At 61.4% G+C, this 25,332-nt stretch carries 23 protein-coding genes; 12 read left to right on the top strand and 11 right to left on the bottom strand.

Going from position 1 to position 25,332, the window contains the following annotated elements; translation table 11 throughout:
- Positions 1 to 7: 7 nt before the first annotated feature.
- From J5J83_RS19740 to J5J83_RS19690, 11 genes are all read left to right on the top strand, one after another.
- Entirely contained in the window at positions 8 to 6,535 is a 6,528-nt protein-coding gene (locus J5J83_RS19740; RefSeq protein ID WP_212351635.1) for a hypothetical protein, read from the top strand.
- Between the two features lie 104 nt (positions 6,536 to 6,639).
- The gene (locus J5J83_RS19735) at positions 6,640 to 7,401 is read left to right on the top strand and encodes a hypothetical protein (protein ID WP_212351634.1); all 762 of its coding nucleotides are present in this window, start codon (positions 6,640 to 6,642) and stop codon (positions 7,399 to 7,401) included.
- A gap of 69 nt (positions 7,402 to 7,470) precedes the next feature.
- A complete protein-coding gene (locus J5J83_RS19730) occupies positions 7,471 to 8,490 on the top strand; it encodes a hypothetical protein (RefSeq protein WP_212351633.1) in 1,020 nt (339 codons plus the stop codon).
- A gap of 1 nt (position 8,491) precedes the next feature.
- On the top strand, positions 8,492 to 8,842 hold the full coding sequence (locus J5J83_RS19725; RefSeq protein ID WP_212351632.1) for a hypothetical protein: 351 nt from the start codon (positions 8,492 to 8,494) through the stop codon (positions 8,840 to 8,842).
- On the top strand, positions 8,842 to 9,252 hold the full coding sequence (locus tag J5J83_RS19720) for a hypothetical protein (protein WP_212351631.1): 411 nt from the start codon (positions 8,842 to 8,844) through the stop codon (positions 9,250 to 9,252). Before J5J83_RS19725 ends, J5J83_RS19720 begins: the two co-directional genes overlap by 1 nt.
- Positions 9,253 to 9,262: 10 nt before the next feature.
- The gene (locus J5J83_RS19715; protein ID WP_212351630.1) at positions 9,263 to 9,967 is read left to right on the top strand and encodes a hypothetical protein; all 705 of its coding nucleotides are present in this window, start codon (positions 9,263 to 9,265) and stop codon (positions 9,965 to 9,967) included.
- Between the two features lie 3 nt (positions 9,968 to 9,970).
- Positions 9,971 to 10,297, top strand: coding sequence for a phage holin, lambda family (locus J5J83_RS19710; RefSeq protein ID WP_212351629.1), 327 nt, complete (start codon positions 9,971 to 9,973; stop codon positions 10,295 to 10,297).
- 26 nt (positions 10,298 to 10,323) lie between these two features.
- Positions 10,324 to 10,608: a hypothetical protein gene (locus tag J5J83_RS19705; protein WP_212351628.1), complete on the top strand. Its 285-nt coding sequence runs from the start codon at positions 10,324 to 10,326 to the stop codon at positions 10,606 to 10,608.
- Positions 10,605 to 11,084: a glycoside hydrolase family 108 protein gene (locus J5J83_RS19700; RefSeq protein WP_212351627.1), complete on the top strand. Its 480-nt coding sequence runs from the start codon at positions 10,605 to 10,607 to the stop codon at positions 11,082 to 11,084. Before J5J83_RS19705 ends, J5J83_RS19700 begins: the two co-directional genes overlap by 4 nt.
- 2 nt (positions 11,085 to 11,086) lie before the next feature.
- Positions 11,087 to 11,284 carry a hypothetical protein gene (locus J5J83_RS19695; protein WP_212351626.1) on the top strand — a complete coding sequence of 66 codons (198 nt, stop codon included), beginning with the start codon at positions 11,087 to 11,089 and terminating at the stop codon, positions 11,282 to 11,284.
- Between the two features lies 1 nt (position 11,285).
- The gene (locus tag J5J83_RS19690; protein ID WP_212351625.1) at positions 11,286 to 11,699 is read left to right on the top strand and encodes a holin family protein; all 414 of its coding nucleotides are present in this window, start codon (positions 11,286 to 11,288) and stop codon (positions 11,697 to 11,699) included.
- On the opposite strand, the gene J5J83_RS19685 is transcribed toward J5J83_RS19690, so the two are convergent.
- The 11 genes from J5J83_RS19685 to J5J83_RS19635 form a co-directional block, all read right to left on the bottom strand.
- Positions 11,683 to 12,873, bottom strand: a complete 1,191-nt coding sequence (locus tag J5J83_RS19685; RefSeq protein WP_212351624.1) for an integrase arm-type DNA-binding domain-containing protein — start codon at positions 12,871 to 12,873, stop codon at positions 11,683 to 11,685. The genes J5J83_RS19690 and J5J83_RS19685 overlap by 17 nt on opposite strands.
- A 194-nt stretch (positions 12,874 to 13,067) precedes the next feature.
- Positions 13,068 to 14,540: an anthranilate synthase component I gene (trpE, locus tag J5J83_RS19680; RefSeq protein ID WP_212351623.1), complete on the bottom strand. Its 1,473-nt coding sequence runs from the start codon at positions 14,538 to 14,540 to the stop codon at positions 13,068 to 13,070.
- A gap of 245 nt (positions 14,541 to 14,785) precedes the next feature.
- Entirely contained in the window at positions 14,786 to 15,463 is a 678-nt protein-coding gene (locus J5J83_RS19675) for a phosphoglycolate phosphatase (RefSeq protein WP_212351622.1), read from the bottom strand.
- Entirely contained in the window at positions 15,460 to 16,155 is a 696-nt protein-coding gene (gene rpe / locus J5J83_RS19670; protein WP_212351621.1) for a ribulose-phosphate 3-epimerase, read from the bottom strand. The genes J5J83_RS19675 and rpe overlap by 4 nt, the downstream gene beginning before the upstream one ends.
- Before the next feature lie 79 nt (positions 16,156 to 16,234).
- Entirely contained in the window at positions 16,235 to 18,586 is a 2,352-nt protein-coding gene (locus J5J83_RS19665) for an ATPase, T2SS/T4P/T4SS family (RefSeq protein WP_212351620.1), read from the bottom strand.
- A gap of 66 nt (positions 18,587 to 18,652) precedes the next feature.
- Positions 18,653 to 19,420, bottom strand: coding sequence for a 3',5'-cyclic-nucleotide phosphodiesterase (locus J5J83_RS19660; RefSeq protein WP_212351619.1), 768 nt, complete (start codon positions 19,418 to 19,420; stop codon positions 18,653 to 18,655).
- Positions 19,421 to 19,544: 124 nt separating this feature from the next.
- Complete coding sequence (locus tag J5J83_RS19655; RefSeq protein WP_212351618.1) at positions 19,545 to 20,282, bottom strand: FHA domain-containing protein; 738 nt, start codon at positions 20,280 to 20,282, stop codon at positions 19,545 to 19,547.
- Positions 20,283 to 20,342: 60 nt separating this feature from the next.
- The gene (locus J5J83_RS19650; RefSeq protein WP_249115794.1) at positions 20,343 to 21,119 is read right to left on the bottom strand and encodes a protein phosphatase 2C domain-containing protein; all 777 of its coding nucleotides are present in this window, start codon (positions 21,117 to 21,119) and stop codon (positions 20,343 to 20,345) included.
- Positions 21,120 to 21,288: 169 nt separating this feature from the next.
- Entirely contained in the window at positions 21,289 to 22,182 is an 894-nt protein-coding gene (gene sucD / locus J5J83_RS19645) for a succinate--CoA ligase subunit alpha (protein WP_212351617.1), read from the bottom strand.
- 11 nt (positions 22,183 to 22,193) lie between these two features.
- Positions 22,194 to 23,354, bottom strand: a complete 1,161-nt coding sequence (sucC, locus tag J5J83_RS19640) for an ADP-forming succinate--CoA ligase subunit beta (protein ID WP_212351616.1) — start codon at positions 23,352 to 23,354, stop codon at positions 22,194 to 22,196.
- Positions 23,355 to 23,589: 235 nt separating this feature from the next.
- A complete protein-coding gene (locus tag J5J83_RS19635; RefSeq protein ID WP_212353463.1) occupies positions 23,590 to 24,144 on the bottom strand; it encodes a DUF2889 domain-containing protein in 555 nt (184 codons plus the stop codon).
- A gap of 200 nt (positions 24,145 to 24,344) precedes the next feature.
- Between J5J83_RS19635 and J5J83_RS19630 the strand changes: the two genes are divergently transcribed.
- Positions 24,345 to 25,332: hypothetical protein (locus tag J5J83_RS19630; protein ID WP_212351615.1), on the top strand; the 988-nt coding region annotated here is incomplete at its 3' end.

The raw sequence follows: 25,332 nt of genomic DNA, 5'->3' as shown, positions 1-25,332 counted from the left end.
ACACACCATGTCCGACATTTACGACCAGCTTCTTGACCAGCAGCCGGTGGCACCGGCTGTGCCGCAACTCGCAGCGCCGTCATTCGACATCTACGACAAGATCCTCGACGATCAGCAAGCGCTGGGTAAGCGAGCATTGCAGGGCGTACTCGACCAGGCTGTCCGCATCTCTCCAGAAAAGGCGCTGACTGTTCATGACCTGGCGAAGTCGTCCGGTCTTGCGCCTCAGATCGTCGAGCGCAATTTCGAGGAAGTGCAGCGGCGCGAACAGGTGAAGTCGATGCAGGCGCTGCTGTCGAAGTCCCCCATCCTCGCCCGCCAGATGATGGATCCGGAGTTCGCCAAGCTGGCGCAAAACGACGTTGAGCCGCTGACCGGTGTAGAGTCGGTCGCGGCGTTCTTCAAGGACTCCGGCCGGGCCATGGTCGGCGGGCTGTACAGTGCAAGCGCTGGAGCGGTCGGCATCACACAGGCTGGCGCAGACTTGCTCTCTCAGTTCGTCACCAAGCCGCTTGCGGGCACAGTGCTGCCGCAGGACTTCGGCGGCATGATTGCTCGTGACCTCGCGGCATACCGGCAGGGGATCGACGCCGAGGCGAAGAGCTGGATGCCGCAGGCCTCTGGAATCCTCGAGTCCGGATGGTTCTCCGGTCTTCAGTCTCTGTCGCGCAACGTCGCAGCGCTGCCGCTGGCACTGCTCCCGGGCGGGCAGTCAGCTGCGCTCACGGCAATGACTGCGCCGGTGTTCGGCGAGGAATACGGGAAGGCCCGAGACAATGGCATGAGACCTCTTCCGTCGTTGTCGTATGGCGCGTCACAGGCGGCAATCGAATACGCGACAGAGAAGATCCCGGTTTCACGCCTGATCGGAGACATCGGCGCGGGCGCGTCGCTGCCGAAGATACTGGCCCACCAGATGGCGGCGGAGATCCCGGGCGAGCAGATCGCGACCGTACTGCAGGACCTGAACGAGTGGGCGGTCATCAACACCGACAAGACCTTCGGCGACTACCTGGCAGAGCGGCCCAGCGCTGCGGTGCAGACACTGATTGCGACCGTGGTCGGAACGGCTGGGCAAACGACGATCATGTCCGGCGTGCAAGGTGTGGCGAACCGCATATCTGGAAAATCTCACCAGGCAATGCAGGCGGCCGACACCGCGCAGCAACTGGCCGAGCTGACGAAGTTCTCGCGCGCCATCAGCCTGACCGAGGCATCGCCCGAGACCTTTCAGCAGTTTGTCGACGCTGCGCTCGAAGACGGGCCGGTGCAGGACGTTTTCATCGACGCCAACGTGCTGATGCAGTCTGGAATTGCAGACAAGCTCGCCGAGGTGTCGCCGTCGGTGGCCGAGCAGCTACATGAAGCCGCCGGCACGGGCGGCAGCGTGCGCATCCCGGTTGCAGAGTTCGCGGCACGCATCGCCCCGACTGAACTGGCTGACGGCCTGCTCGACCACCTGAAGACCGACCCGGACGGGATGAGCCGGGCGGAAGCGGGAACCTATCTGCAGGGGATGATCGAGACGCTTCAGCAGGAAGTGTCCGACACGATCGATCAGACCGGCGAGGCGCTGGCGCATCGCGCATCTGTCGATACGGTTCGCAACACGATCCGAGACGAACTGAACGCAGTCAATCGCTTCCGTCCAGACGTGAACGAAGCATACGCCACGCTGCAGGGTGAATTCTTCGGCACGCTGGCGCAGCGGATCGGGATCACACCCGACCAGTTGTTCGAAAAGTACCGGCTGCGCACGGTGGCCGAGAACGTTGCCGGCGGGCAGCAGTTCGATCAGTCCGCGCTCAGCGGGATGATATCGAGGGCAAAGTCGGCGATCCGCACGGCCCTGGGTATATCGAAGCAGGACAAGCGCCACACCGCAAGCTACGAGTTGATGCCGGTGTTTGCTGAGGAGGTTGCCGAGGCCGCGCAGTTCGGAATCGACATCGCAGGCTTCAAACATGCGATCGACGGCAGCGCCATACGGCACACGTTCAAGAGCCACGGAAACCAAAAAAAGGAGTCCGCTCGCGGGCAGGTTGCGATCACCGATGCTGACATCGAGGCGATACCCGACATCATTGCGGCACCAGACAGAACGATCTACGGGCTGAAGAACGATATCGGACGCGACATGATCGTCTATCTGAAGACGATGCCGGACGGAACAACGGTGTATCTGGAGGAGGTTCGCACAGGCCGGAAGACGCTCACGGCTCAAAGTATGCGGAAGTACCCCGGGACGACTTCTGCTGCCTCCATCGAGGAGACCCTTCGTCCTACGTCCGAAACGCTTCCCGGGGATGGCTTAAGTGTAGTGGAACACCCCGCGCCTCGCAATGCGGGCGAACTGTTTCAGAATCAGCGCGCACCGCGCGCGAGCTTCAGCCCTGCCACCAACACCATCGCCCTGCTGAATGCTGCAGACCTGTCCTCCTTCCTGCACGAGTCCGGTCACTTCTTCCTTGAGGTGATGATCGATGTGGCGGCCACAGCGCAGACCTACGACTCGGCGCAACTGACCGAAGGCGAGCGCGGCGTGATCAGCGATGTGAACGCGCTGATGCAGTGGTTCGGGGTGCAGGATCTGCTTACCTGGCAGAACCTCGACTTCGAAGAAAAGCGGGCCTACCACGAGCAGTTCGCCGAATCGTTCGAGCGCTACCTGATGGAAGGCGATGCGCCAAGCATCGAACTTCAGCCGGCATTCCAGCGCTTTCGCGCATGGCTGGTCAACGTCTACAAGTCGATCAAGGACTTCCTCACGCGCAACCCGTCAGCCGGGAGGCTCTCGGACGATGTGCGCAAGGTATTCGATCGTATGCTCGCATCGGACGAGGCTATCAAGACCGCAGAGCAGGCACGCAGCCTGATTCCGCTTTTCACCAGCGCGCAGCAGGCAGGCATGACCGAGGACGAGTTCGCCGCTTACCAAGCGCTTGGGCAGGAGGCCACCGCCACCGCGCAGGACGAACTCAGTGCCCGCGGCGTGCGCGACATGCAGTGGCTCACCGGTGCGCGAAGCAGGGCCCTGCGCAAGCTGCAGAAGGAGGCCGACGCGCTGCGCAAGGAAGTCGAGATCGAGGCGCGGCGCGAGGTGATGAGCCAGCCGGTTTATCGTGCCTGGCAGTTCCTGACTTCGAAGATCGCTCAGGATGACAAGCTGCCGGCCGTCCCGAAGCGCAAGAGCGATCCGGACGTCGTGGATCCGTCGATCGATTCGCTGTTCGTGGCGATTGCCAAGCTGGGCGGACTTGAGCGCGCGCAACTCGAAAGTGAATGGCGCCTGTCCGAGAAGGAAAAGATCGCCCCGCCTGTTTTCGGGAAGCACGTCCTGAGGCGCAACGGAGGGCTCACGATCGGCGACATGCGCGCCGAACTTGAGCGGTATGGGTACCTTACCGGCGCGTCTGACGAGAAGGCGTTCGAAGATCTGTTCTTCGACGAGCTTGGCGGCACGCCGGTCTATTCCAGCGCGGCCGACTTCGACTACCTCGCGCAGATCAACCAGCGCCCTGGCGACCAGATCGTGAATCCCGACGCGCTCATGGCGGGCCGCCTGGACCGGGCGGCGCTGCGCGAAACGAGCCTCACCAAGGAGCAGCGCGACGCGCTCGTGAGCCGGCGCATGACGGCGGCCGACGGGCTGCACCCGGACATCGTAGCCGAGCTCTTCGGATTCGACTCGGGTGATGCGCTGGTGCGGGCCCTGGCCGCCGCTCAAGATCCTGCGACTGAGATCGAGTCGCTGACCGACCTGCGCATGCTCGAGCGGCATGGCGACCTGGCCACACCGCAGGCCGTAGAGCGTGCAGCCGATGCCGCTATCCATAACACGGTGCGCGCCCGCATGATCGCCACCGAGCTGAACGCACTGTCAAAAGCGAATGGCGACGCACGTGTGATGACTGAGGCGGCGAAGCAGTTCGCGCGGCAGTCCGTGGCACGCCTCAAGGTTCGCAACATCCGTCCGAGCCAGTACGCCGCGGCAGAGGCTCGCGCCGGGCGCGCAGCGGAAAGCGCGCTCAAGGAGGCAGATCTCGAGAAGGCTGCGGCCGAGAAGCGAAACCAGCTCGTGAATGTTCAACTTGCGCGATCCGCGCGCGAAGCGCTCGACGAGATCGAAAAGGCCGTCGCGTACCTGAAGAAGTTCGATTCGGAAGGTGGCCGCAGAAACATCGACGTGGATTACCTCGACCAGATCGACGCCCTGCTCGACCGTTTCGACTTGCGAAAGGGGCAGTCGAACAAGGCGATTGACAAGCGCACCGCGCTGGCCTCGTGGATTGAGGCCAGATCCAACGAGGGAACCGAGCCGGATATTCCGGAGTGGATCAAGGCCGAGGCTGCGCGGGAACACTACAAGAACCTGACCGTCGAGCAGTTTCGCGGTGTGGTCGACTCGGTGCGCCAGATCGAGCACCTCGGCAGACTGAAGAAGACCCTGCTCACCGCAAGAGACAAGCGTGAACTTGACGCCATCGTGGCCGAACTGCGCGACTCGATCACCGAGGCTGCAGGCGGCCGTGTGGTCGACAACGAGAAGCGCAACACCCTTGCCAGCCGGGCAGAATGGGTCGCGCGGGGGTTCATGGCCGCGCATCGCAAGCTGGCCAGTATCGTGCGCGAAGTGGACGGCATGCGCGATGGTGGGCCGCTGTGGGAATACCTGGTCAGGCCGATGAACGAAGCCGGCGAGCGCGAGGCGACAATGCGGGCCGACGCGGCACAGCGGCTGCACGAACTGGCCAAGCCGCTACTGAATGACGGCGAGAAGATGGGCGGAAAGGGACGGGCATTCCCAGCGCTCGGGCGCAGCCTGAACCGTGGTGAGCGGATCTCCATCGCGCTGAACTGGGGCAACGAAGGAAACCGGCAGCGACTGCTTGATGGCCGCAACTGGAGAGCCGACCAGGTGCAGACCGTACTCAACACGCTCACGCCAGCAGAGTGGCAGTTCGTGCAAGGCGTGTGGGACTTCTTCGAGTCATACCGCCCGCAGATCGCGGCGAAGGAGCGCCGTGTCGCCGGGAAGGAGCCAGACTGGATCGAACCTGCACCCTTCACCGTCCGAATGCCAGACGGCCAGCCGATGACCGTGCGAGGCGGATACTATCCGGTCAAGTACGACCCGGCGCAATCCGGAGAAGCAGAGGCACACGCGGATGCCGAGAGCGCAAAGCAGATGATGCGCGCAGCCTACACCGCAGCGACCACGCGTCGCAGCTTCACGAAGGGCCGCGCCGAGAAGGTCGTAAATCGCCCCATTCTGCTGTCGTTCGACGGCATCTATCAGGGTGCGAACGAGGTGATCCATGACCTCGCGTGGCACGAGTTCCTGATCGACGCAAACCGCCTTCTCAAGCGTCTCGACCCGGCCATGCGGACCGGATTCGGCGCGGAAAAGGTCACCGCGATCAAGAAGGCCATCGAGGACATCGCCCGCGGTGACATGCCGGCACAGCACCAGGGCGAGCGCATCCTGAACCACCTGCGCACCGGTGCCACCGTGACGGGCCTCGGATGGAACCTGACGACAGCCCTGCTCCAACCGCTGGGCCTCTCCAACTCGATCGTGCGCGTCGGCCCTGCCTGGATCGCTCGAGGCCTGCGCGAATTCTATGGATCGCCCAGTCACATGGCCGCTAAGGTCGAAGAGGCACAGGCCAAGTCTGAATTCCTGCGCAATCGCATGCGCACGATGAACCGCGAGATCAACGACGTCCAGAACCGTCTGGAAAGCGACAAGAGCGAATGGCGGCAAGCAGTCGATGCCAGCTTCTTCATCATGATCCAGAAGCTGCAGGCCACCGTCGATTACCCGACGTGGTTCGGGGCATACGAGAAGGCGATTGCTGACCCGGCGAGCATGCGCGAGGACGGAACCATTGACGAAGTGCGAGCGGTGGCGATGGCCGACCAGGCTGTGATTGATGCGCAAGGCGGCGGGCAGATCAAGGACTTGGCGCAGATCCAGCGCGGCAGCGCAGCCTGGAAGCTCTTCACCAACTTCTACAGCTACTTCTCGACCACGCTGAACCTTGCAGTCGAGCGCACGCGAGCGACGAACTTCAGGCGCCCGAGAGAAGTCATGCGACTGGCAAGCGACTACGCGCTGCTGATGGTTGTGCCGGCCATTGCCGGCGAACTGCTCAGGGCATTCATGAAGGGCGAGGACGACGAAGACGAGATCGTCCGCGCGCTGATCGCCGGGCAGATCAGTTTCTTGATGGGCATGTTCGTTGGGGTGCGGGAGCTCACCAGCGCGGCGCAAGCGGTGGCGGGCGTGGGCATGCCCTTCGGCTACCAAGGGCCGGCCGGGGTGCGATTCTTCAGCGAGGTGCAGAAGCTCGCGCAGCAGATCGATCAGGGAAATCTCGATATGGCGCTGTTCAAGGCTGCGAACAACACGGCGGGCGTGCTGTTCCACTATCCCGCCGGGCAGGTGAATCGCACCGTAGAGGGCGCTGTTTCGATGATCGAGGGTGATACCTCGAACCCGATGTCACTGGTGGTGGGGCCGCCGAAGTAAGGCGATTGTTGCTTCATCATGGTCTTTTCCACATCCACCAGAGTGACATTTGGTTACGCTCATGTTCTATTGAACATCGCGAATCCATAACACAGGGGGAAATCATGATGAAGTCAAAGCGCTCGCTTGCTGCGGTGCTGTCTGTTGCCGCGGCGATCTGCAGTTCATCCGCTCTTGCGACGTCAAACTATCAGGACTGGTGGTCCAATCCGGGACAGATCGGGTCTGGGTTCAACATTGGACACCAGGGCGACACGCTCGCCGTTGCCTGGTACTACTTTGACGACACCGGGAAATCGACCTACATGCTCCTGGCGGGCAAGCTGGTCAACGGCGCCCTCGACGGGAAGCTCGAGCGCGCAACCCTCGTGAATGGCGTGGTGCAGCGCGAATACCCTGGAACCGCACGGATTTCCTTCTCGTCGGAGAACAGCGCGACATTCACCTACAGCTATGACGGAAAGACTGGGACCATCCCGCTGCAGCGGTTTTCCTATGCAACACCGTCTATCGCTGGTCGGTGGCAGTACGCTGGGACCTACTCCAGGACCGGATGCACGATCGGACAGAACAACGAATCCGGCAGCGAAAGCGGCGTTGCGCAGATCACCTCAACTGGAAGCAACGGGTATCGGATGACCATGTATGGAGACAACGGGGGAAGCTGCTCCTATGCGGTCACGATGCCGCAGGCCGGATCGGTGTTCTCCGGATCCGGCACATATTCCTGTTCGAACGGCGTGGCCGGGTCGATCACGATCAACAAGCTCAGAACGGTCGACGGCTTTGTCACGGTCGATTACTCGGCGCGGATGACGGTAGGTGAAACCTGCAAAACGACAGGCCGACTCGGTGGAGTGAAGTAGAGCCTCTGCATCGGTGCGCGTGGTTCGCTGATCCGGGGATAGCCTTGCGGCATTCTCCGGAGAGGATCCATGACCGTCAGTTCCGAAACGCGCAAAGCCGGGCCGTTTGACGGAAACGGCGCAACAGTCGATTTTCCGTTCGAGTTCAAAGTCTTCTCGGCATCTGACGTCAGGGTTGTCGTTGCCGACTCGGACGGATTCGAGGCGACGAAAACCCTACTCGCAGACTACACCGTCGCACTCAACGCGGACCAGAATGCAAACCCGGGCGGCACCATCACGATGCTGGTTGCGCCGGCAACGGGTGAAACACTGGCCGCAACGAGCGCGCTGCTCAACACCCAGCCGACCGACATCACAAATGCCGGGGGCTTCTACCCGCAGGTGATCGAGGATGCGCTCGACCGCCAAGCCATCCAGATCCAGCAGGTCGCAGACCAGGTGAGCCGGTCGTTCAAGACGAAGATCACCGACACCAAGACCGCAGACGAATACCGCGACGAACTCCTGCAGGCCGCTGCAGATGCCGCGACGCAAGCCGGCAATGCCGCTGCGTCTGCCGCAGAGGCCGCCGTTCAGGTAGGGCTGGCGGAAGATCAGGTAGCACTTGCCGCCGCGCAGGTTTCACTCGCAACAGTTCAGGCCGGTAACTCGGCATCATCCGCCTCTGCTTCAGCATCGTCAGCGTCCTCTGCATCCGGATCCGCAACGCTTTCGATGTCGTGGGCGACGCAACTCGGGAGCCCGGTATCCGGCGGCGAGTACAGCGCCAAGCATTGGGCTCAGCAGGCCGCCGCCTATGTTGCCGCCGGCGTTATCGACGATGGTGCGCCATCGGCCGTGAAGGCTTGGTCAAGCCAGAAGGTAGCGGCAGAAATCGGGCGGAGCAGCGCGACCACCTACACCTACACCTCCGGTGTGCTGACAGGCATCAGCGAGACGCTACCCGGCGGAACCAGAACGACCACCCTGACCTACTCGAGCGGCGTGCTCACGACCATGGTAGTCATCTATGCCGGCGTGACTCGCACCACTACCTACACCTACACCTCCGGCGTGCTGACGAGCACGTCAACCGTGGAGAGCTGATATGTCTGATCCATTGAGCCCGGTGATTCTGAACAAGGTCTCTGCGCTTCCTGTTGGTTCGATCAAGTCTGTGCAAACAGGCATCGTCAGTGCGGCGATGTCGTCCGGCGCTGGGCAGGACACAAAATACCTCGACGTCACGATTTCTGCGGTCGATCCGGCGAAATGCATCGTCCGGTTTGTCGGTGGGATCGGGGACGCTGCTCAAAATGCCATGTACAAGGCGGGCAGCGGATTTTCTGCCTACGAGGCTTTTTGCAGGCTGACGTCTTCCACCAACTTGAGGATTCACCTCGACGCCTCCTATGGGACCTATGTTCACGGCCAATGGAAGGTGGAGGAGTTCTACTGATGAAAACCTATGCCCAGATTGATGAAAACAACGTCGCAGTCGCTGTGTCGCATCTGCACTCAGCGGTTTCCGCACCGAACATGGTCGAAGTAGCTGCCGACAGCGACGTGCTCGGAAAGCGGTATGTCAGCGGCGCTTGGGAATCCATTCCCGTCGATCCGATCAGCCTTGTTCCTCGAGCGGTCACGCGGTTTCAGGCCCGCGCTGCGCTTGCTCAGGCGGGCCTGCTTGGTGGTGTCGAGGCCTACATGTCTGGCCTTCCAACGACGGACATTGCCCGACTCGCCTGGCAGGACGCCAGCGAGTTCGTCCGCGCCAGTCCCACCATCGCCGGCATGCAGCAGGTGCTCGGCCTGACCGATGCAGACGTCGATGCCCTGTTCATCGCTGCGTCGGTAATCACCGCATAAGGGGCGAGCCATGTCTGATCCGAAGTTCACCGGCGGTCTTCCGCCATCTGGAAAGTTCGCTCGCGAGCCGCGCAGCCTGGCGGTCACCTACACCGCCCCGCCGGGCGGCGTGCGAGAACTGAAATGCGGCTTCGTCGTGGATATCACGACACAGGCAACAGGACAGGCATTCGAGTGGGCCTCCCTATTCGCGATGAACAACTTCGCCAACCAGGGCGAGAACGTTGCGTGCTACGGGAAAGGGTTCAAGTACGGTCGGGGGCCGACCTGGGCGGCGTGCTTCGAGGCGAAGGACTTGACCGGCGGGAACATCGGCGCGCTCTACGGAGTGGAAATCGACGTGTGGGCGAATGGGCCTGGAACGCGGAACCGCTTCGGGATCGGCTTCAACTTCGGCAACGCGACCGGTGGAGCTCGCCCAACGATTGATTTCGGGATCGACATGTCCCCCAGCATGGGCGACCGCGGCGCCGCAGCGCTGGGTGTCGGGATGAACTGCAACATCGATTGCGACGATGCGCTCGTCAAGATGGCCAACGGAGCGCAGACCCCTGCCATTCTCGACATCGCGGAAGCCGGCCCAATTGGCGCAGTGCTCGAGCTAAGCAGCGCAAACCCGGTCTTTTCGAGCAGTAAGCCCGGACGCTACATCGGAAAGCTGAAGATCCGGATCGACGGCCACGATTTCGCCGTTCCGGTTCATGCCTGGAAATAGTAGATGCCAGAAAAAGACATCGGCCTGCTCACCGCCATCTGGAACTCATTTTGGGAAGCACTCCCCGAACCCATGAAAGCCGCGATATTCGGAACGCTCATTGCTTGGCTGCGCATCCTGTACGACGACAGGGAGCCGCGCGGTATGCGCCGGTTCCTTGAGGGCCTTTTCTGCGGGGCCATCGCGCTGGCGATCTCGTCCGGGGCGGAGGCCATTGGCCTGCCGAGTGGGCTCGGAACGTTCGTCGGCGCCGTCATCGGCCTGTTCGGTGCCGACAAGGTTCGCGACCTCGGGTACTCGATCGCGCAGCGGAAAGCTGACCGCCTGTGAAGCTCTTGAACTGCTGGATCGTGGCCATGTGGTTCTGGGCGATCGGCTGGTTCAAGGGCTACGCATGGACGAGAAGGTCGCTGCATTTCGCTGGGATGGTTCCCCACTTCGGCACCGCCCACCAGGGCGGCCTTCGGCAGCTGTTCGCGCTCGAGTACATCCCGCCGAAAAGGGACTTGTGGACGCCGCGGAACATGCTGCTCTTCTTTTCCGGGGCATACCGCGTCTGGGAGTTCAGGGCGGTGCGGGTAAAGCGCTTCCGCACGGCGGGTGCAGCACAAGACTGGATGCGCGAAAGGAGCAACAGATGAATTTCGATATGGCGTTCGACCGGCTGATCGGACACGAAGGCGGGTATTCGAACCACCCGCGCGACCCTGGCCGGGAAACGATGTGGGGCGTTACAGCTGCGGTGGCCCGCGCATTCGGGTACAGCGGGGCAATGCGAGATCTTCCTCGAGACACCGCTAAGCTGATCTACCGCCGACAGTATTGGGATTCAGTGCGCGCAGACGACCTTCCTGACACGCTGCGCTTTCACGTGTTTGACGCGGCCGTGAATAGCGGGGTGAAGCAGGCAACACTGTGGCTGCAGCGGGCAGCAGGGGCTACCGCAGACGGCATCATCGGGCCGCGCACGCTGGCGGCGGTTCGCGCAGCTGACCCGGCGAGGCTGGCCGGCGTGTATTGCGGCCTGCGCCTGCAGTTCATGACCGATCTCCCAACCTGGGATGCGTTCGGAAAGGGCTGGGCTCGTCGGATGGCTGCCAACCTGATGGAGGTCTGACCGTGCTTGCAACCGTCACCAACCTCACCGCCTACCGAATGGCCACACGTCCAGCCGTCACGAAGTCGATGGACTGGCACAGAACTACCGAGTCAATCCTGCTGTCGAACGCCTTGATCGTCGACGCCAACATCCGCGCGCTGCTCGCCGTGAATTTCGCACTACAGCGCAGCATGATCCGAACCATTTGGGGGCACTGAAATGTGGCAAATTCTCGCGCCGATGATCGGAAACATCCTGGACAAGCTCATCCCTGACCCTGCGCAGGCAGCAGACGCAAAGCTGAAGATGCTCGAGCTTGCGCAGAAGGGGGAGCTTGCAGCGCTGGACGCCGAGATGCAGATCGCGCTTGGACAGATCGAGACCAACAAGGTCGAGGCTGCACAGACCGACATGTTTCGCGGCGGATGGCGCCCGGCAACTGGCTGGGCCTGCGTCGGCGGGCTCGTCTATCAGTTCTTCCTTCAGCCCATCCTTCCGTGGGTGGTGAGCATCGCCGGCGGAAGCGTCCCGCCTCTGCCGCCGATCGACAACGACACCTTGTTCGTGCTGCTCACAGGCATGCTCGGCCTTGGTGGCCTGCGCACGGTCGAGCGGGTCAAAGGGAAGGCGTGACGGGATCTTCCCTGATCGCGTCCAGCCAGTCCGCCCACGCCTGCATCATGTCACGCCTCTCTGCCAGATATTGGGCGTGGTTGTATGCTGCCTTCGCCTTGTTCCGCTCTGCGTGGGCCAGCTGCATTTCAACGACATGGCTACTCCACCCCATCTCATAGAGGTGCGTTGATGCTGTTGCCCGGAAGTCATGACCGCTGAACGGAACACCAAGGTATTCCATTGCACGATTGATCGTCGTTGCACTCATGATGTCGTTCGGCCGGCGAGAGTTCGGGAACATGTTTACCCCTCCACCAGTAATGCGGCGCAACTCTGTGAGTACCTCCAGCGCCTGGCGAGAGAGTGGGACGATGTGCGTGCGCCCCATCTTCATCTTGTCGCCGTGAATGACCCACAGGTGGGTTCCATCATGGATCTCAGACCACTCTCCGCGGCGCATCTCTACCGTTCGAACAAACGTGTACAGAAGCAGGCGGATCGCCAGAGCGGTGGTTCTTAGCCCACCATACTGGTCAAGCTTCGTCATGAAGGTTTTCAGCTGGTCGCGGCTCATCGGCTGCGCATTCTTCACCACTGGACGAATGATCGCGCCCTTGAGTGCGGCCACCGGATCGACGTCTGCTCGCAGCGTGGACACACCATAGCGGAACACCGATGAGCACCACTGCCTCAGGTTGATCGCCACAGTTTCTGCCCCACGCCCAGTGACGCGATTCAGCACCTCGAGAACGTGGCTTGCGCTGATCGAGCGCAGCGGAAGACGACCGATGTATGGCCACACGTCGGATTCCATCCCGCGCATGACTTGCTTTAGGTAGTAGCCAGACCATCCGGCTCGCTTCTTTTCGATCCACTCCTCAGAAACCGCACGGAAAGTCTGCTCGTTTTCGCTCACCTGGCGTGCTTTCTCTGCTTGTCGTGCATGAGATGGGTGAAGGCCATGCTTCACCAGCTCACGCGCATCCTCGCGCGCCCTGCGTGCATCCTGGAGCGAAACGGTTGGATAGTCGCCAAGCGCAAAGAGGTTCTCTTTTCCGGCGATCTTGTACCGGTACCGCCAGAGCTTTGACCCGTTCGGTCTGACCTCCAGATAGAGGCCGGCGCCGTCAGTGAGCTTGATTGGCTTATCGACGGCCTTTGCCTGTCGGATCTTAACGTCGGTTAGCGGCATAAAAAAGCGGGTACAGGAGATCAGTACCCGAGAATGTACCCGCTTTTTTGTCGGATGTAAGCGTTACTTTGCGGAAAGTAGCGTAACACATAGACCGTGTTTTCACGGTCTTCTGATGTCACCGCGTTACCCTGCGAACACTGCCGGAATTGCATGCTGCTTCTCGATCATCAGCAGCATGTCGGTCGTCCTTGTCAGCCTTGGGTATCCAGGCCGCCTTCGGCCATCTCTGCCGCCCGCAGCATCGCACGGGCCTTGCTGTGGGTTTCCTGCCATTCGGCTTCGGGGTCGGAATCGGCAACGATGCCCGCACCTGCCTGCACATGGATCTGACCATCCTTGATCACCGCGGTGCGGATCGCGATCGCCAGATCCATGTCACCATGGAAGCCGACATAGCCCACCGCACCCGCGTAGATACCCCGCTTGACCGGTTCGAGCTCGTCGATGATCTCCATCGCTCTTACCTTCGGCGCGCCGGACACGGTCCCGGCGGGAAAGGTCGCGCGCAGCACGGCCAGTGCGTTGAGCCCTTCCTTGAGTTTGCTCTCGACGTTGGACACGATGTGCATCACATGTGAATAACGCTCAACGGTGAACTGCTCCGTCACCCGCACCGAGCCGGTTTCCGACACGCGGCCAGCATCGTTGCGCCCCAGATCCAACAGTTGCAAGTGCTCCGCGCACTCCTTTTCGTCGGACAGCAAATCCTTCTCGAGCGCGAGGTCTTCGGCCACAGTGCCCCCCCGCTTGCGTGTGCCTGCGATCGGACGAACGGTGACGTTTTCGTCCTCGAGTCGGACCAGGATCTCGGGCGAAGACCCGACGACATGGAAATCCTCGAGATTGAAGTAGAACATGTAGGGCGATGGATTGAGCGAACGGATCGCCCGGTACAGCGCCATCGGGTGCGCGGCAAACGGCTTGCTCATGCGCTGCGACAGCACGACCTGCATGATGTCGCCGTCGACGATGTACTGCTTGGCACGGCGCACCGCGTCCTTGAACGCGTCCTCGCCAAAACTCGACTGTGCAGGCGCCGAGGCGGCACGGGTTTCGGTCGGAATCTGCACCGGCGCCCGCAGTCGGCCAAGCAGATCCTGCAGACGCTTCTGCGCGCGCTTGTAAGCGCCCGGCACCTCGGGTTCAGCATACACGACCAGCGTCAGCTTGCCGGTGAGGTTATCGACGATCGCGATCTCTTCCGAGAGCAGGAGCAGGATGTCGGGCGTGCCGAGGGTATCCTTTTTCTCGGTCTTCGCCAGCTTCGGCTCGATGTAGCGCACGGTATCGTAACCGAAGCAGCCCACGAGGCCGCCGGCGAAGCGCGGCAGATGTTCGCGCGGCGGCACCTTGATGCGGTTCATGAACTCGGCGACGAAATTGAGCGGATCACCGTAGTCGCGACGCTCGACCAGGCGGTTTCCGGTCAGCAGCAGCGCCGATCGGCCGTAGACCTCGATACGGGTGGGCGACGACAGCCCGATGAACGAGTAGCGTCCGAAACGCTCACCGCCCTGCACCGACTCCAGCAGGTAAGTGTAGGACTCATTGGCGAGCTTCAAGTAGATCGACAGCGGCGTATCGAGATCGGCAAAGGTCTCGAGCGTGACCGGAATGCGGTTATAGCCCTCGGCGGCCAGGGCATTGAATTCTTGTTCGAGCATGGGAGCTCCACTTGGAACGGGTTTGATTCGGACTGGGCACTGCAGGCGGGTGGCGGGTCTTTCCGGTATCCGGAGCAACCGGCGACCCGCAGGGGGATCGCTTTATCTGTGGCCCACAGGCCAACGCCAGCCGGTCCGCCACGAAGGCTGGAGGCTGAGAGCAAAGGCCGGAGCGAAGGGCGAAACCCTGTTTGCGTGCGTCACGATTCGATCTGTAGTGGAGATGACTGACGGGGCAATGAAGTTCATGGGCGGTCGATATGGTCCAGCACATGAATTGCGTTCGATAGTAGCCCATCGCATTCGATGCTGTCCACCGGCATGCCTTCACTATATCCATAGGTCACCAGAAGCACCGGTATCCCCGCACCGCGCGCGGCAAGGGCGTCGTTCTGCGAATCGCCGATCATTAGCGCGTCACCTGCCTCGACCTGCAACAATTCGCAGGCGTGATGCAGCACCGCGGGATCGGGCTTCTTTACCGCCAGCGTGTCGCCACTGACGACCGCGTCGAAAAAGGAGGAGAGCCCCATGCGCGCAAGTAGCGGAAGGGTAAAGTCGCCGGCCTTGTTGGTGACGACGGCAAGCTTGATACGGCGCTGCCGCAAGTCCTCCAGAACCTCGGTCACGCCCGGATAGATCCGCGTCGTCTGCCCATTCACTTCGGCATAGTGCCGCCTGAACACGGTAATGGCGCGCTCGATCTCGGCCTCGGTCGCATCACCACCTTCGGTCAGGCAGCGCCTGACGAGATTGGGCAAGCCCTTGCCGACGAAGCTGTGGATTTCGTCCAGGCTGCGCAAGGGCCGCGACAGCTCGGCCAGCATGCGGTTGGATGCCTCAGCCAGATCCCCCACCGTATCGAGCAAGGTGCCATCGAGATCGAACAGGACTGCGCGCGGCGCAAACCGGCGGCCACTCATGCCGCCACCGTGGCCAATTCGGCGCGCAGACCGCCAATGACGGAGTCATAGCGATGGGGATCGCTCTCCTTTGCCGCACCGAACACCGCCGAACCGGCGACGAAGGTGTCTGCACCCGCCCGCGCGATCTCCGCAATGTTGTCGGCCTTCACGCCACCGTCGATCTCGAGCAGGATGTGACGCCCCGTCTCGGCCTCGTAGGCATCGAGTCGAGCACGCGCCGCCCGCAACTTGTTGAGCGTTTCCGGAATGAACTTCTGCCCACCAAAGCCCGGATTGACGCTCATCAGCAAGACAACGTCGATCTTGTCCATCACGTGATCGAGATAGTGCAATGGCGTGGCGGGATTGAACACCAGCCCGGCCTGGCACCCTGCATCGCGAATCAGCCCCAGGCTGCGGTCGATATGTTCCGAGGCCTCGGGGTGAAAGGTGATGATGTTGGCCCCGGCCTTGGCGAAGTCCGGAATGATCCTGTCGACCGGTTTCACCATCAGGTGCACGTCGATCGGCGCCGTCGTCACCGGACGGATCGCCTCGCACACCAGCGGCCCGATGGTGAGATTGGGCACATAGTGATTGTCCATGACGTCGAAATGAATCCAGTCGGCGCCGGCGGCCACCACATTGCTTACCTCCTCGCCCAGTTTGGCGAAGTTGGCGGACAGCAGACTGGGGGCAATACGGAACATGGGCGGACTCCGGAGGGGATCGAAGCCGGAATTCTAACCGGCCGCGGCACGATCGTGACCGTACCGCCCCCCAGAAAAATCAGCGCACGCAGACCTTGCGCACCTGCTTGAGGTCGGTGATGCCGGCCAGCACCTTCTCGATGCCGTCCTGGCGCAAGGTGCGCATGCCTTCGGTCAAGGCGACACCGAGCAGCTCGGCAACCCGCGCACGCTCCTGAATCATCTGCTTGACCTGATCCGACCCGAGCATCAGTTCGTGCAGACCGACGCGGCCCTTGTAACCCTGGGTGCACTCCACGCAGCCCGTCGCACGGTAAAGGGTGAACTTGCCCTGGGCACTGCCATAGGCCGAACGCCAGTGCGCCAGAACCTGCTTTCTCGCCGCAAGCGGATCCGCCTTGAAAGCGGGGGTGGAGTGCATGTCGAGGCAGTACTCGTCGAGAAGATGATCGATTTCAGCCTCGTCCGGCTCGTAGGCCGCCTTGCAATGCTTGCACAGGCGCTTTGTCAGGCGCTGCGCCAACACCCCGAGCAGCGCATCGGAGAAGTTGAACGGATCCATGCCCATGTCCAACAGTCGCACGACCGATTCGGGCGCGCTGTTCGTATGCAGCGTGGAAAACACCAGATGCCCGGTCAACGAGGCCTCGATACCGACCGATACCGTCTCCCCGTCGCGCATTTCACCCACCATGATCACGTCCGGATCCGCACGCAGAAAGGCCCGCATCATGGTGGCGAAATCGAGCCCGGCCTTACGATTGACCTGCACCTGGCGCAAGCCTTTCTGAGTAATCTCAACCGGGTCTTCTGCTGTCCAGATCTTGGTATCCGGGGTATTGATATAGCCAAGGATGGAGTGGAGCGTAGTGGTCTTGCCCGAACCGGTCGGGCCACACACGAAGAAAATACCATAGGGCTTGGCTACCGCCCCCTTGAGCATCTCGAGATTCGCCTCCGTCAGCCCGAGCTCCTCGAGCGGGATCGGCTCGCTGTTGGCCAGCACCCGCATCACCACGTCCTCGAGCCCGCCCGCGGTGGGAACGGTGGCGACCCGCAGCTCGATATCGAGCGGCGCGTACTTGCGGAACTTGATCTTGCCGTCCTGCGGCTTGCGACGCTCCGAAATATCGAGGTCGCACATGATCTTGATACGGGTGACGAGCGGATTGCGGTAGCTGGCCGGTACTTCGATATAAGGCACCAGCGTTCCGTCCTTGCGGAAGCGGATCAGCGTCTTTTCCTTGCCCGGTCTCGGCTCGACGTGAATATCCGACGCCCCCTGCTTGTAGGCATCGATGATGATCTTATTGACGAGCTTGACCAGCTCATTATCCGCCGCCGCGTTGGCATCGTCGCCCAACAGGACCTCGTCGGCATCTTCATCAAGGTCGGACAGCAGATCATCCACCGAGCTGGAATCAAGCGAGGCCTCAAAGAACTGATTCACCGTACGCTCGAACTCGTCTCGCGTGGTCACCCGGAAAACCAGCCGCTTTTTCGGAAACACGTTGTGAGCGACGCGCGACGCCCGAATCTGCTCTGGGTCGATCGCCATGATCACCAACCCTTCGGTCGTCTCCTCCAGCGGCAACCAATGGTTCTGCTGCACATACTCGCGTTTCAGGTAACGCAGCAGATCGATCGGCTTGACCCGGTCCGGATTGAAGGGCTCGTAAGGGACACCATAGAAACGCGAGGCAGCACCACCAATATCGGCCGGTGAAAGCCCCAACAAGCCAATCAGCAACGGTTCGACCGCAGCACCACTGTCACGCGCCTCACGTGTAACCTCGGACAACTCTTCCGCTGTGATGAGCCCATCCGCAACCAGTGCGTCAAAACGCGAACGAAGTTGCGCCGGGGCGACCTTGGCGCGACGCGAAAATGCAACGCCAAGTGTTTGCGCCAGACCGAGCAGCCCCTCTTCGGCAACCGAGGAAAATGCGCCGCCGGATTTGTGGTTGATCAACTGTATAACGCCACGCCTGACGCCGCTCTCGGGGTCGTTTATGGGCGCGGCAAGCATTTCGCGCGCGCGAAAACCGGTGCTGTCATCCACCTCGTGACGGAACTGCAGATCCGGGGAAATGGCCTTGAGCTCCTCGGCGTCATAGACATCGACGATGTTCAGCGCCTGCCCGGTCAAGGCGACGAAGCCGGCAACGCTGCTTTCGGAAATCGGCAGGCGGATATTGCGTACCCCGTGCAGACCGGTCTTGACTTTGGTCGAGATCGAATCACCGGATTCGTCCACGACGTAAATGGACAGGCGCGCGGCGTCGAACAGTACGCATAACTCACCCGACAACTCGAAAATGATCTCGTCGATATCGTTGGTTGCATGGATGCGCGTCGTGATCGCCTGCAGACCCTTGAAAAAGGCCAGGCGTCGCGCAACCTCTCCGGGAGCCGAGGGCTTTGTACTCATAGTCAGACATCTGCGCCTAAGTGTGGATGCAGTGTCATTCTACCGAGCTATGGCTAAAGTGTTGCATCAAAACTCGATGACCTGCCCACCCACAAGCGCCTCGGGTTTGAGACGGCTGGCACCGGCGGCGATCTGCCCCATGATGCGCTCGCCCTGGCCCGGCTTCAGGTGGCTGATATGAACTTCGGGAGATACCGACAACTCTTCGAGCATTGCGACCAGCATGCTCGGGCACAAGTGCCGGGAAGCCATCGCCAGACCACGCTGCTCATCGGAAAAGGCCGTTTCGACAATCAGGTGCTTCAATCTCGGGGACTGGTTTATCGCCGCAATCAGTTCCGGGCAGTAAGCCGTATCGCCCGAGTAAATCAGCTGCCCCTGTCCACTGTCGATGCTGTACGCCACCGCAGGTACCGTGTGATGGGCAGGCAGTGCCGACACCGTGCGCCCGCCGAGCTGCACGGACTCCCCGACCTTGAGCGGCTGAAAACGCAAAAAGGGATGGTGTCGATCCGGAATCGAGGTGAAGTCGGGCCACACCAGCCAATTGAAGATATGCGAACGCAGGATGCGCAAGGTTTCGGGCGTCGCATAGACGGTGACCGGATATCCGCGCTCGTCGCCCACCGAATCAACAAGCAGCGGAATCGACGCGATGTGATCGAGATGAGAATGCGTGATGAAGATGTGATCGATACGACACAATGCGTCCAGTTCAAGATCGCCCACGCCGGTACCACAATCGATGAGGACGTCGTCGTCCAGGAGAAAGGCGGTTGTACGCGCAGTCTCACCGCCGATTCCGCCACTGCAACCAAGCACCGTGAGCTTCATGAATAGTTCTTGTCCGGGCTACCAAGCATCGCACCGACCGCCCTTGCCTCTCTATCGATACCGTCGGAGCTTAACAGCGGTCAAAACGCGCACCTATGGCAAAAATCACGCCCCGTCTGCGCTATCAGGCACGCAGGAAGAACTCCATCTTCACACCGGCGATTTCGATGATGTCATGATCACCCAGACGATGCGCCTGCGCATCCAGCGTGCGGCCATTGACCGTCGGAAAGCTCGCCCCCTCGACATGGGTGATGAAATAGCCGTGAGGACGGCGCGTGATAACGGCTACCTGGCGCCCGGGCTTGCCAAGCGTCGTCAGCGTCTTGTTGAGTTCAAGCTCGCGCCCTGCATTTGCCCCCGTCAGCACCTGGATCACACCCAGGCGGTCGAGAAGCGGCTCTGCCTGCGCGGGCTGTTCCAGTGCCGCCTGCGGCAGCACCTGGGTACTGACGGGGCTGCGTTCGCCTGTGCCCGCAGTAGACGTGCTTGTCTCGACCGCCGCTGAAGACATGTCGAACGGCTTCAACGCCGCGGTATCCACCAGTTCCGACGCCGACAAACCGGGTTGCGACGTATCGGTCAGGAACTTCAGCCGGTACTTGCCCAGCTCGATGACATCGTTGTTCTGCAGCACATGTTTCTTGATCGGCTGCCCGTTCACATAGGTCCCGTTCGTGCTGTTCTGGTCTTCCAGAAACGCATCGTCGAGGATGCAGGTGATCACCGCGTGCTGACCACTGATTGCCAGGTTGTCAATCTGGACGTCATTGTTTTGCTTGCGTCCGATGGAAATCCGCTCCTTGTTCAGCGGAATCTCCTTGAGGACCAGACCATCCATGCTAAGAATCAACTTCGGCATTGCCAGCACCCATCTATCGGTTGGCGCATCGCGGCGCGTGAATACATCGCAATGATGACCTCACCCGGCACGGCGCGCAACGATGACCGAAACATTATCCCGGCCACCTCGGGCAATCGCACGATCAACCAGATCGCCGGCAATCCGGGCCGAAGACTGCGGAAGCCCCAGCAGCTGGCCGATCTCGTCATCGCCGAGCATGTCGGTCAATCCGTCGGAGCACAGGAGGTAACGGTCATCCGGGCAGATGCTGTCGAGGCCGACGTCCACCTCCACCTGCGGTGCGACGCCGAGGCCTCGTGTCAGCAAACCGCGATACGGCAGCTGCTGGGCCTCAAGCGCCCCGATCAGGCCGGCATCGACCTGCGCCTGCAGAACCGTATGGTCGTTGGTGAGACGTTCCAGCACACCAGCCCGATAGCGGTAAAGGCGGGAATCCCCGACATGCGCAAAAGCCACTTGCTGCCCATCGACCCAGGCACCCACCATCGTGGCCCCCATGCCGGCCAGCGTGGCGTTGGACGCGCCCGCAAGGCGGATGGCATCGTTCGCCAGTGTCATGCCCTCACCGAGGACCCGCATGCGATCCTCAGCCGACCCATCATGCCCGAGCTCATGACGCTGCAGTCGCTCGAGCACGGTGGCAATGGCAAGCGTGGCAGCGACATCACCGCCCTGATAGCCCCCCATGCCGTCGGCAAGCAACAACCAGCCGTTGTCAGCATCGATCCAGATCGAGTCCTCGTTGCGCGACCGCACGAGGCCGATATCGGAGCGACCGGCAAAATCAAAACCAGAAGGATGCATCGCCGAAATTGCCTGGTTGGAATCCCTCATTGCTGCGACACCCTCCTCCCCTCCCAAGCACCGCACCGGAGCTTGATGATTGCCGAGGCCAGAGCTGCATTGTAGCCCCGCATCAAGACGATCCGACAGCACAAAAAAAGGCGCCGGACATGTCCGGCGCCTCGTATTCCATCGACAGCAGTCGAGCAGAATCAGTCGATCACAGCATGGCCTTGAGCAGCTTGGCCATTTCGGACGGATCGCGCGTGACCTTGAAGCCGCATTCTTCCATGATCGCGAGCTTGGCATCAGCGGTGTCGGCGCCGCCCGAAATCAGCGCGCCGGCGTGGCCCATGCGCTTGCCGGCAGGCGCGGTAACGCCCGCGATGAAGCCGACGATCGGCTTCTTCATGTTGGCCTTGCACCACTGCGCCGCTTCAGCTTCGTCCGGACCGCCAATCTCGCCGATCATGATGACCGCATCGGTATCGGGATCGTCGTTGAACATGCGCATCACGTCGATGTGCTTCAGGCCGTTGATCGGATCACCACCGATACCGACGGCAGAAGACTGACCCAGACCGATTTCGGTGAGCTGGGCAACAGCTTCATAGGTCAGCGTGCCGGAGCGGGACACCACGCCGATACGCCCCTTGCGGTGGATGTGGCCCGGCATGATGCCGATCTTGATTTCGTCAGGCGTGATCAGACCCGGACAGTTCGGACCCAGCAGCAGGGTTTCCTTGCCGCCGGCAGCCACTTTGGCCTTCATCTTGTTGCGCACTTCCAGCATGTCGCGCACAGGAATGCCTTCGGTAATGCAGATGGCCAGATCGAGATCGGCTTCGACCGCTTCCCAGATCGCGGCAGCAGCGCCTGCGGGCGGCACATAGATCACCGACACGGTGGCGCCGGTTTCAGCCGCTGCGTCCTTCACCGAGCCGAAAATGGGAATGTCGAAAATCTTCTCGCCCGCTTTCTTCGGGTTGACGCCGGCGACGAAACAGTTCTTGCCGTTGGCGTACTCCTGGCACTTCTCGGTATGGAACTGGCCCGTCTTCCCGGTGATGCCCTGGGTGATGACCTTGGTGTCTTTGTTGATCAGGATGGACATTCAGACTCTCCTTACTTGACCGCAGCCACGATCTTGGTGGCAGCATCCGCCATCGTGTCGGCGGTGATGATCGGCAGGCCCGACTCGGCAAGAATCTTCTTGCCGAGATCTTCGTTGGTGCCCTTCATGCGCACCACGAGCGGGACGGAGAGGTTCACTTCGCGGGCAGCCGTCACCACGCCGTTGGCAATGGTGTCGCACTTCATGATGCCGCCGAAGATATTGACCAGAATGCCCTTGACCTTGGGGTTCTTGAGCATGATCTTGAACGCTTCGGTCACTTTCTCGGCCGTGGCACCACCACCGACGTCGAGGAAGTTGGCCGGCTCGGCACCGAACAGCTTGATCGTGTCCATGGTCGCCATCGCCAGACCGGCACCGTTCACCAGGCAGCCGATGTTGCCATCGAGCGAGATATACGCCAGGTCGAACTTGGACGCTTCGATCTCGTCGGCATCTTCTTCGTCCAGGTCGCGGTAGGCCACGATTTCCGGATGACGGTAGAGCGCGTTGGAATCAAAGTTGAACTTGGCGTCAAGCGCCTTCACGGTGCCGTTGCTTTCGTGGATCAGCGGGTTGATTTCCGCCAGCGAAGCATCGGTTTCCATGTAGCAGGTATAGAGTTTCTTCAGCGCATCAACGGCGTTGGCGATTGCGCTCTCGGGCATGCCGATACCCTTGGCCAGCTCGGTGGCTTGCGCATCGGTCAGACCGGTGGCGGGATCAACGAACACCTTGAGGATCTTCTCGGGCGTGCTGTGAGCCACTTCCTCGATATCCATGCCACCTTCGGACGACGCCATGATGGCGACTCGCTGCGAAGCGCGATCGGTCAGCGCGGCAACATAGTACTCGTGCTGAATGTCGGCGCCTTCCTCGATCAGCAGGTTACGCACCTTCTGACCTTCCGGACCGGTCTGGTGGGTGATCAGCTGCATGCCGAGGATCTCGGACGCATACTGACGAACCTCGTCGAGCGACTTGGCCAGCTTCACGCCGCCGCCCTTGCCACGACCTCCGGCATGAATCTGGGCCTTTACCACCCAGATCTTGCCACCGAGCGTCTCCGCTGCCTTCACTGCGTCGTCGACGCTGGTGCAGTGGATGCCGCGCGGCGTCACAACGCCGAACTTTCTTAGAACTTCTTTTGCCTGATACTCATGAATCTTCATGATTGCCCTTCGATCGAAGTCGTGGCGTATGGGTCGCCGCGAGCAGGTTGATGGGACGCTTCGGAGCTTCGCTCCGCGACGAACGCCGTCTCCCTCGACCGACGCTCACCGCTACCAGCCAGCCAGACCGGGCCTGACTCATCCTGCGGCACGCCCGCAACAGTGCAGGGTAACCACAAGAACAACAAATTATAACCGTTTTTGCGCAATGCACAGCCGTGCATCGGCCTGTGCCTCATGGGACCGTATCATCCTTTCGGAACCACTTGGGGTAGTAGCGCTGCACCGCAGCAGACGAGGTTTCGAGCGCATGGCATCGATCGAGCTGAAACGGCTTCTCACCGTCGTCCTCGTTGTCACGGCGAAAGGTCGCAAAGGTCTGTATTGCTGCCGTGGGCAGCGCATTGAGCAACTCCGTGATGTGCGTGCAGCCACGCACGTCGGCGTACATTTCGCTTATCGTCTTTCGAAAACCGCGCACGAGATTGAGCCCGACCAAGCGACCGTATGCAGGGCCGATGGTGTCGCAGTCCCCCGGGTAGGGCACAAAGTCGGAGCACGCCTCCGCTGCAATGATATTGAACTGCGCATCAAGCGTTATCCTGACCCTCATCAAGTGCACGGGCACGCCGGCTGGCCGTACACCCGAGGCAATCGGATAATCGCAATCCTTCACATCGACCAGGCTTGCATCGAGTTCGAGCAAACCGTCGTCACGACGAAAGCCCTCGATCTCAAGGCGGCGGGTATGAACGCGTTCGCGCGCCACAAGTGGGGAAGAAAGCGGCATTTTCACGTACGGCAAGGTATGGATGACAGAGTGTATACCGAATCGGGCACGCCCCGCAGCAGCGCGAACACCGCACATTCCAGGAAAAAAGCGCCTCCCAGGGAAATTATTCCGTACATTCCCATAACTTCGCTGGAATAGCGTCCGATAGTCTGATAAAAACAGGAACACGAATTTATCTACCGCCGGGCCAGCGGAATATGACAATAAGACGGACCCTGATCGCCTCACTCATCGCCACAATATTGCTGGCCTCCCCGATTCTCGCCGAAGCGGCGGTGCTGGGCGAGATCAGTTCGCTGTCACCCATCGGCGCACCCCTGCGCATCGAGATCAGCACGCAGGGCGGACGCGCCAGCGAGGTCGGCGCCTGCCTCAGGGTCGTCACCCCGCCGAACGGCAACAACGATCTGCCCACGATCAGGCGCGGGCGAATCAGCGCGGTCGGTTCCGGTGTCAATGCGACCATCGTCGTTTCGTCGCCCGACGCAATGCAGCACCCCATCGCACAGCTGACCATCGAGAACACCTGCGAATCGCGCTTGCGGCGCACTTACACACTGCTCTTCCCTTACCCTTCGGCGCCGACACAGGCAAGTGCCGCAAGCAAGGCAGACGCACCGCGCGGGCCCGCTGCCAAACCTGCGGACGGACGGCAGTGGACAACGGCGCCCGGCGAGTCGCTGAGCGGGATCGCACGTGCGCTCTATCCAGACAATCCGGGGGCGCGCCGGACGTTCATCCGCAAGACGGTGCAGGCCAATCCGGGCCGGTTCCCGAACACCCGCTCGAGAACAGCCCTGCTGCCACCTGGCACACGCCTTTCCATCCCGAATCTGGCCGACATTTCGCGTTCGAGCGCGCCTGCATCAACGAGAAGATCCACCTCGGCGCCAAGCGGTGCCGCCGCAAGCTCGACACAACGTCGAATGCCCATGCCTTCGGTACAAACAGGAGACCGACTGGTTGTCGCCCCGGATGTGCGATCTTCCGGAACCGACGCCAGATCTGGCGACATCAGCGCCGGCATTGACCGCCAACTGACCGGGGCAAGCTCAAGGGAAGAGGAAATCTCCGCTGCGATCGATCGCAGCATTGTCACCCAGATGGAGCTGCTGGCCCGCATCAAGGAGCTGGAGCAGATCCAGTCCCGACTCATGGAACGGGCCGCCCAGATCGGCGTCGCAC

The organism is Azoarcus sp. L1K30 (genome assembly GCF_018122735.1).
In the GTDB taxonomy this organism is placed as follows: domain Bacteria; phylum Pseudomonadota; class Gammaproteobacteria; order Burkholderiales; family Rhodocyclaceae; genus Parazoarcus.
Note: the sequence above shows the minus strand (reverse complement) of the source record. Positions and strands in the feature narration are given on the sequence as shown.

Coding starts and splice junctions, on each gene's coding strand:
- J5J83_RS19740 (WP_212351635.1), top strand. CDS start 8: ATGTCCGACATTTACGACCAGCTTCTTGACCAGCAGCCGGTGGCACCG.
- J5J83_RS19735 (WP_212351634.1), top strand. CDS start 6,640: ATGATGAAGTCAAAGCGCTCGCTTGCTGCGGTGCTGTCTGTTGCCGCG.
- J5J83_RS19730 (WP_212351633.1), top strand. CDS start 7,471: ATGACCGTCAGTTCCGAAACGCGCAAAGCCGGGCCGTTTGACGGAAAC.
- J5J83_RS19725 (WP_212351632.1), top strand. CDS start 8,492: ATGTCTGATCCATTGAGCCCGGTGATTCTGAACAAGGTCTCTGCGCTT.
- J5J83_RS19720 (WP_212351631.1), top strand. CDS start 8,842: ATGAAAACCTATGCCCAGATTGATGAAAACAACGTCGCAGTCGCTGTG.
- J5J83_RS19715 (WP_212351630.1), top strand. CDS start 9,263: ATGTCTGATCCGAAGTTCACCGGCGGTCTTCCGCCATCTGGAAAGTTC.
- J5J83_RS19710 (WP_212351629.1), top strand. CDS start 9,971: ATGCCAGAAAAAGACATCGGCCTGCTCACCGCCATCTGGAACTCATTT.
- J5J83_RS19705 (WP_212351628.1), top strand. CDS start 10,324: ATGTGGTTCTGGGCGATCGGCTGGTTCAAGGGCTACGCATGGACGAGA.
- J5J83_RS19700 (WP_212351627.1), top strand. CDS start 10,605: ATGAATTTCGATATGGCGTTCGACCGGCTGATCGGACACGAAGGCGGG.
- J5J83_RS19690 (WP_212351625.1), top strand. CDS start 11,286: ATGTGGCAAATTCTCGCGCCGATGATCGGAAACATCCTGGACAAGCTC.
- J5J83_RS19685 (WP_212351624.1), bottom strand. CDS start 12,873: ATGCCGCTAACCGACGTTAAGATCCGACAGGCAAAGGCCGTCGATAAG.
- trpE (WP_212351623.1), bottom strand. CDS start 14,540: ATGCTCGAACAAGAATTCAATGCCCTGGCCGCCGAGGGCTATAACCGC.
- J5J83_RS19675 (WP_212351622.1), bottom strand. CDS start 15,463: ATGAGTGGCCGCCGGTTTGCGCCGCGCGCAGTCCTGTTCGATCTCGAT.
- rpe (WP_212351621.1), bottom strand. CDS start 16,155: ATGTTCCGTATTGCCCCCAGTCTGCTGTCCGCCAACTTCGCCAAACTG.
- J5J83_RS19665 (WP_212351620.1), bottom strand. CDS start 18,586: ATGAGTACAAAGCCCTCGGCTCCCGGAGAGGTTGCGCGACGCCTGGCC.
- J5J83_RS19660 (WP_212351619.1), bottom strand. CDS start 19,420: ATGAAGCTCACGGTGCTTGGTTGCAGTGGCGGAATCGGCGGTGAGACT.
- J5J83_RS19655 (WP_212351618.1), bottom strand. CDS start 20,282: ATGCCGAAGTTGATTCTTAGCATGGATGGTCTGGTCCTCAAGGAGATT.
- J5J83_RS19650 (WP_249115794.1), bottom strand. CDS start 21,119: ATGAGGGATTCCAACCAGGCAATTTCGGCGATGCATCCTTCTGGTTTT.
- sucD (WP_212351617.1), bottom strand. CDS start 22,182: ATGTCCATCCTGATCAACAAAGACACCAAGGTCATCACCCAGGGCATC.
- sucC (WP_212351616.1), bottom strand. CDS start 23,354: ATGAAGATTCATGAGTATCAGGCAAAAGAAGTTCTAAGAAAGTTCGGC.
- J5J83_RS19635 (WP_212353463.1), bottom strand. CDS start 24,144: ATGCCGCTTTCTTCCCCACTTGTGGCGCGCGAACGCGTTCATACCCGC.